At 67.2% G+C, this 5,889-nt stretch carries 5 protein-coding genes and 1 pseudogene; 2 read left to right on the forward strand and 4 right to left on the reverse strand.

Features of this window, described 5'->3' with window-relative positions:
• Positions 1-347 (forward strand): FAD-dependent oxidoreductase (locus tag JMF90_RS20820; protein WP_201325380.1); only part of this gene is annotated, 347 nt, incomplete at its 5' end.
• A 73-nt stretch (positions 348-420) separates the two neighbouring features.
• On the opposite strand, the gene thpR is transcribed toward JMF90_RS20820, so the two are convergent.
• Positions 421-1,005, reverse strand: coding sequence for an RNA 2',3'-cyclic phosphodiesterase (gene thpR, locus JMF90_RS20825; protein WP_011546620.1), 585 nt, complete (start codon positions 1,003-1,005; stop codon positions 421-423).
• Positions 1,002-2,495, reverse strand: a complete 1,494-nt coding sequence (locus tag JMF90_RS20830; RefSeq protein WP_011546621.1) for a sodium:alanine symporter family protein — start codon at positions 2,493-2,495, stop codon at positions 1,002-1,004. The genes thpR and JMF90_RS20830 overlap by 4 nt, the downstream gene beginning before the upstream one ends.
• Before the next feature lie 290 nt (positions 2,496-2,785).
• Here JMF90_RS20830 and JMF90_RS20835 point away from each other — a divergent pair, with 290 nt between their 5' ends.
• The gene (locus JMF90_RS20835; RefSeq protein WP_054928290.1) at positions 2,786-3,184 is read left to right on the forward strand and encodes a hypothetical protein; all 399 of its coding nucleotides are present in this window, start codon (positions 2,786-2,788) and stop codon (positions 3,182-3,184) included.
• Positions 3,185-3,243: 59 nt separating this feature from the next.
• Here the strand turns inward: JMF90_RS20835 and JMF90_RS20840 are convergent, their stop codons facing one another.
• Both JMF90_RS20840 and JMF90_RS20845 read right to left on the reverse strand, forming a co-directional pair.
• Positions 3,244-4,710: a glutamate synthase subunit beta gene (locus JMF90_RS20840; RefSeq protein ID WP_054928289.1), complete on the reverse strand. Its 1,467-nt coding sequence runs from the start codon at positions 4,708-4,710 to the stop codon at positions 3,244-3,246.
• A gap of 85 nt (positions 4,711-4,795) precedes the next feature.
• A pseudogene (locus JMF90_RS20845) lies at positions 4,796-5,889 on the reverse strand (glutamate synthase subunit alpha); the annotation flags it as partial.

The following is a 5,889-nucleotide window of genomic DNA, read 5'->3' on the forward strand; positions in this document are numbered from 1 at the left end:
GCTTCGGCCCGACGCTGCGCGTCGCCGGCACCGCGGAGCTCGGCAATCGCCACGCGGCGTTGCGGCAACAGGCGCTCGACACGCTGATGAAGGTGCTCGACGACTGGTTCCCGCACGCGGCCGATCGCACGTCGGCGCGCTTCTGGGTCGGCCGCCGGCCGATGACGCCAGACGGGCCGCCGCTGCTCGGCGCGAGCGGGATCGACGGCCTCTGGCTCAACGTCGGCCACGGCTCGACGGGCTGGGCGATGTCGATGGGTTCGGGAAAGGTGGTCGCGGATCTCGTCACCGGACGCACGCCGGAGATCGATCTGGCGGGGCTGACGCTCGCGCGGTACGGCAGGTAGGCATGTTCGCGCCAATCACGACGAGCGACGCCGCCATGCGGGCGGGAAGGCACGTTGCACTAGCTGGAAAAATTCATTCGTGGGGCCGCTCCTCAGCGCCGACGCTGTCGTCCGCGCGTGCAATCGGCGCCGATACGATCGGCCGATGCGACACGCCCTCCTGCGACAGCCGGCTTTCGAACAGCGTCAGCGCTTCGACGCGCACCTCGACGGGCCGCCCCGGCGCGCCGCCGTGCGCGGGCTGGCCGATCGCATCGTGCGGCAGCCGCGCGAGCGTCACGTGCGGCCGGAACGGCCGCCGGTCGGCCGGCACGCCGAGTTCGCGCAACAGCGCCGCCAGCCCCGCATTCAGCGCGACGCAAGCGGCATCGGCCGCGAGCTCCGCGACGATCAGCCGCGCACGCGGCAGGCTCGGCCACCACGCGATCCGCTCGACCGGCAACGACGGCAACGCATGCGCGGCCGCGAGCGCGGGCAGGTGCGCGGCCAGCGCGTCGCACCGCTCCCGCTCGATTGCGCCGATGAACGCGAGCGTCATGTGCAGTTGCGCGGGCAGCGTACGCCGCGCCCCGCGGGTAACCGGCAACGCGTGCAGCGCGTCGCGCGATGCCGCATCGGGCATCAGCGCGACGAACGCACGGAGCCGGTCGCCGTTCATGATTCGCTCGCGGCGGCCCGCGGCGCGTTCGATGCGCCAGCGGAAGCAACCGGACGCTGCGGCAGCGGGCCATGCTCGCCCCACACGTCGGCCGGCAGCACGCGTGCGAGTTCGGGGATCGTGTTGCGCGTGAACACCGGATCGGCGACGCCGGCCGCGCGCTGGCGGCGATAATCGGCCCAGGCGGCGTGCGCGTACTTGCCGAGCGCGAGGATCGCGATCAGGTTGATGATCGCCATCAGGCCCATGCTCGTATCGGCCATCGCCCACACGAGCGGCAGTTGCCCGACGCTGCCGAACATCACCATGCCGAGCACGGCGATGCGGAACAGCGGCAGCACGCCGCGCCGCTTCGTGATGAATTCGACGTTGCCTTCCGCATACGCGTAGTTGCCGATCACCGACGAGAACGCGAGGAAGAAGATCGCGACGGCCATGTAGATGCCGCCCCAGTCGCCGACGTGGCTCGAAATCGCGCGCTGCGTGAGCGCCGCGCCCTCCATCCCGGTGCCGAGTTCGTACTGGCCCGACAGCAGGATCACGAACGCGGTCGCACTGCAGATCACGATCGTGTCGACGAACACGCCGAGCATCTGGATCAGCCCCTGCGTGACGGGGTGGCGCGTGCTGGCGGTCGCGGCCGCGTTCGGCGCGCTGCCCATCCCCGCCTCGTTCGAGAACAGCCCGCGCTTCACGCCGATCGCGATCGCCTGGCTGACCGCATAGCCGGTCAGGCCGCCGGCCGCCTGCTCGAGGCCGAACGCGCTCTTCACGATCAACGCGATCACGCCGGGCACCAGCGTGATGTGCGTCGCGACCGCGTAGACCGCGAGCGCGAGGTAGCCGATCGCCATCAGCGGCACGATCACCTGCGCGACCGTCGCGATGCGGCGGATGCCGCCGAAGATGATCGGCGCGGAAAGCAGCACGAGACCGAGGCCGACCGTCTCGCGACGCCAGCCGAACGACGTATGGAACGCATCGGCGATCGCGTTGGCCTGCACCGCGTTGAACACGAAGCCGAACGCGAGGATCAGCGACAGCGAGAACAGCACGCCGAAGCCGCACGAGCGCAGCCCCGTCTGGATGTAGTACGCGGGGCCGCCGCGATAGCTGCCGTCCGGGTGCGACACCTTGAAGATCTGCGCGAGCGTCGCCTCGACGAACGCGGACGACATCCCGACGAGCGCGGTCATCCACATCCAGAAGATCGCGCCCGGGCCGCCGACCGTCAGCGCCACCGCGACGCCGGCGATGTTGCCGGTGCCGACGCGGCTCGCGAGCCCGGTCGCGAACGCCTGGAACGACGAGATGCTGCCCGGCTCGCCCTTGCTGCCGACCAGCTTCATGCTGAGGAACAGCGCCTTCAGCTGGATCATCCGGAACCGCAACGTGAACCACGCGCCGGCGCCCAGCAGCAGCGCGATCAGCACGTAGTTCCACAGCACGCCGTTGACGGCTTCGATCAGCCCTTGCACGAATGCTTCCATCCAGAGTCCTTGTAAATTACGTCAGTCATGTGCGGCGACCGCGAACGCGGCCCGAGGGGCGACATGATATGACAGTTCTCAAGGATTATTACAAAACGAAAGGATTTGAGATGACGAGAAATCGGAGCCGGATGTCATCAGGTTAGACGACGCTTCGCGAAAATGCGGCATGGAGACGCGACGTCCTCCACTCAGGGCTACCGGCTCGCGCGCGTCCGGGGTGAAAATCCGGTGGCCGAAATACCCGCCCGGATTACCCCTCACGTTGCTCATCCCACCTCGAGCGCACCATGATTTCCAGAGTCATACGCGGATCGCTCCAGCTGGTTCTCTGGCTAGTGATCGCAACGATCTGCACTTACGCATTGCTGTTCATCGTCGTCGCGACATCCCGATATGAGCGGACCGAAGGCAGTTGCCCCGACATGTCTGTCGACGCGCTACGAAAAAATGTCCAGGCCCGTCTTCTCGAAGAGCATGGAATACCGCCGGACAGCATCCGGTTCGACGGCGCGCCGCAGTATCACGCATGGAAGCTGGGTGTGTGGGAATTCCCGCTGCGCGTCGACGAAACCCGATACACCGCGATGATTGATTGCAACGGGCAGCTTGCAAGCTACGGGCAAACCATCGATCCGTTGGGCGCCGCAACCGAACAAGCTCGCGCTCGCTCGCAGCCTCAAAAATAAAAAACCGGGCGCCCTTTCGGACGCCCGGCTTCCATCGAAACCCGCTCGCGCGCTTCAGCTCAGCGCGGCAGTTCCGAATGCCCCATCAGGTACGCGTCGACCGAGCGCGCGCACTGGCGGCCTTCGCGGATCGCCCACACCACGAGCGACTGGCCGCGACGCATGTCGCCTGCCGCGAACACCTTGTCGACCGACGTGTAGTACGAACGATCGCCTTCGGTCGCCGCACGCGCATTGCCGCGCGCATCCTTCGCGACGCCGAACGCGTCGAGCACCGGCGCGGCCGGCTGCGTGAAGCCCATCGCGAGCAGCACGAGATCGGCCTTCATCTCGAACTCGGAACCCGGCACTTCCTGCATCTTGCCGTCCTTCCACTCGACGCGCACCGCGATCAGCTTCTCGACCTTGCCGTTCTTGCCTTCGAGACGCTTCGTCGCGACCGCCCAGTCACGCTCGCAACCCTCGTCGTGCGACGACGACGTGCGCAGCTTGATCGGCCAGTACGGCCACACGAGCGGCTTGTTTTCCTCTTCCGGCGGCTGCGGCAGCAGCTCGAACTGCGTGACGTGCTTCGCGCCGTGACGGTTCGACGTGCCGACGCAGTCCGAACCCGTATCGCCGCCACCGATCACGATCACGTGCTTGCCCTTCGCGAGCAGCTGGTCGGTCAGCTTGTCGCCCGCGTTCACGCGGTTCTGCTGCGGCAGGAAGTCCATCGCGAAATGGACGCCCGCGAGTTCGCGGCCCGGCACCGGCAGGTCGCGCGGCGTTTCCGAACCACCGGCGATCACGACCGCGTCGAATTCTTCCTTCAGCGTGTCCGGCGAAATGGTTTCCTTCGCGAGGCTGCCGATCGACTCGGGCAGCGGCTCCTTGCCGATGAACACGCTGGTGCGGAACGTCACGCCTTCCGCTTCCATCTGGCGCATGCGGCGGTCGATCAGCCACTTCTCGAGCTTGAAGTCGGGAATCCCGTAACGCAGCAGGCCGCCGATGCGGTCGTTCTTCTCGAACACCGTCACGTCGTGGCCCGCGCGCGCGAGCTGCTGCGCGGCGGCGAGGCCCGCGGGGCCCGAACCGACGACCGCGACCTTCTTGCCCGTCTTGTGTTCGGCCGGCAGCGGCTTGACCCAGCCTTCGCCCCAAGCCTTGTCGATGATCGCGTGCTCGATCGACTTGATGCCGACCGGATCGTCGTTGATCCCGAGCGTGCACGCCGCTTCGCACGGCGCCGGGCAGATGCGGCCCGTGAATTCCGGGAAGTTGTTGGTCGAGTGCAGGACTTCGATCGCCTGCTGCCAGTCCTGGCGGTAAACGAGATCGTTGAAGTCCGGGATGATGTTGTTGACCGGGCAGCCGTTGTTGCAGAACGGGATGCCGCAATCCATGCAGCGCGCGCCCTGGATCTTCGCGTCCGCGTCGGTCAGTGCCGCGACGAATTCCTTGTAGTGCTTCACGCGCGTGAGCGGTGCTTCGTACGCCTCGTGGCGGCGTTCGAACTCCAGAAAACCGGTTGCCTTGCCCATAAGGTGCTCTTCTGTTCGGTGTATCGGGTGGGGGAGCCGCGCGCGGCCGTCAGGCGCGCGCGGCATTCGCTATGTCGTTCGTCGCTCAGGCGGCCAGCACTTCCTTCGCCGCCTTCTTCGCACCGATCTCGCCCAGCGCGCGCTTGTATTCGTGCGGGAACACCTTCACGAACTGGCGGCGCGCCGCGTCCCAGTTTTCCAGCAGCGACTTCGCGCGCGGCGAACCCGTGAACTGGAAATGACGCTCGACGAGCCCCTTGAGCAGCGCTTCGTCCGTCGTGCCTTCGTGCCAGAGCGCGCGGTCGACCGTGCGTTCCTGCTCGGCCTGCTGCAGCACCGGCTCGAGCGCGACCATCGACTTGTTGCACTTCGCCGCGAACGTGCCTTCCGGATCGTAGATGTACGCGAGGCCGCCCGACATGCCGGCCGCGAAGTTGCGCCCCGTCTCGCCGAGCACGACGACCGTGCCGCCCGTCATGTATTCGCAGCCGTGGTCGCCCGTGCCTTCGACGACCGCCGTCGCGCCCGAGTTGCGCACGCAGAAGCGCTCGCCGGCCACGCCGCGGAAGAACGCTTCGCCTTCGATCGCGCCGTACATCACCGTGTTGCCGCAGATGATGTTTTCCTCGGACTTGCCGCGGAAGTCGTTGGTCGGACGGATAATGATCCGGCCGCCCGACAGGCCCTTGCCGACGTAGTCGTTGCCGTCGCCGACGAGGTCGAGCGTCACGCCCTTCGCGAGGAACGCGCCGAAGCTCTGGCCGGCCGTGCCCTTCAGCTGGATGTGCACCGCGTCGTCGGCCAGGCCGTCGTGGCCGTGCTTCTTCGCGATCACGCCCGACAGCATCGCGCCGACCGTCCGGTTCACGTTGCGCACCGGCTGGATGAACGACACATGCTCGCCGTTCTCGATCGCGGCCTTCGCCTTCTCGATCAGCACGTGGTCGAGCGCGCGCTCGAGGCCGTGATCCTGCACGTCGACGTGGCGCGGCGCGACGTCCTCGCACTCTTCCGGCTGGTAGAACACGCGCGAGAAGTCGAGGCCCTTCGCCTTCCAGTGCTCGATGCCCTTGCGCGTATCGAGCAGGTCGGCGCGGCCGATCAGGTCGTCGAACTTCGCGACGCCGAGCTGCGCCATGATCTCGCGCACTTCCTCGGCGACGAAGAAGAAGTAGTTCA

It is taken from the genome of Burkholderia sp. E168m23 (assembly GCF_016586125.1).
Classification (GTDB): domain Bacteria; phylum Pseudomonadota; class Gammaproteobacteria; order Burkholderiales; family Burkholderiaceae; genus Burkholderia; species Burkholderia orbicola.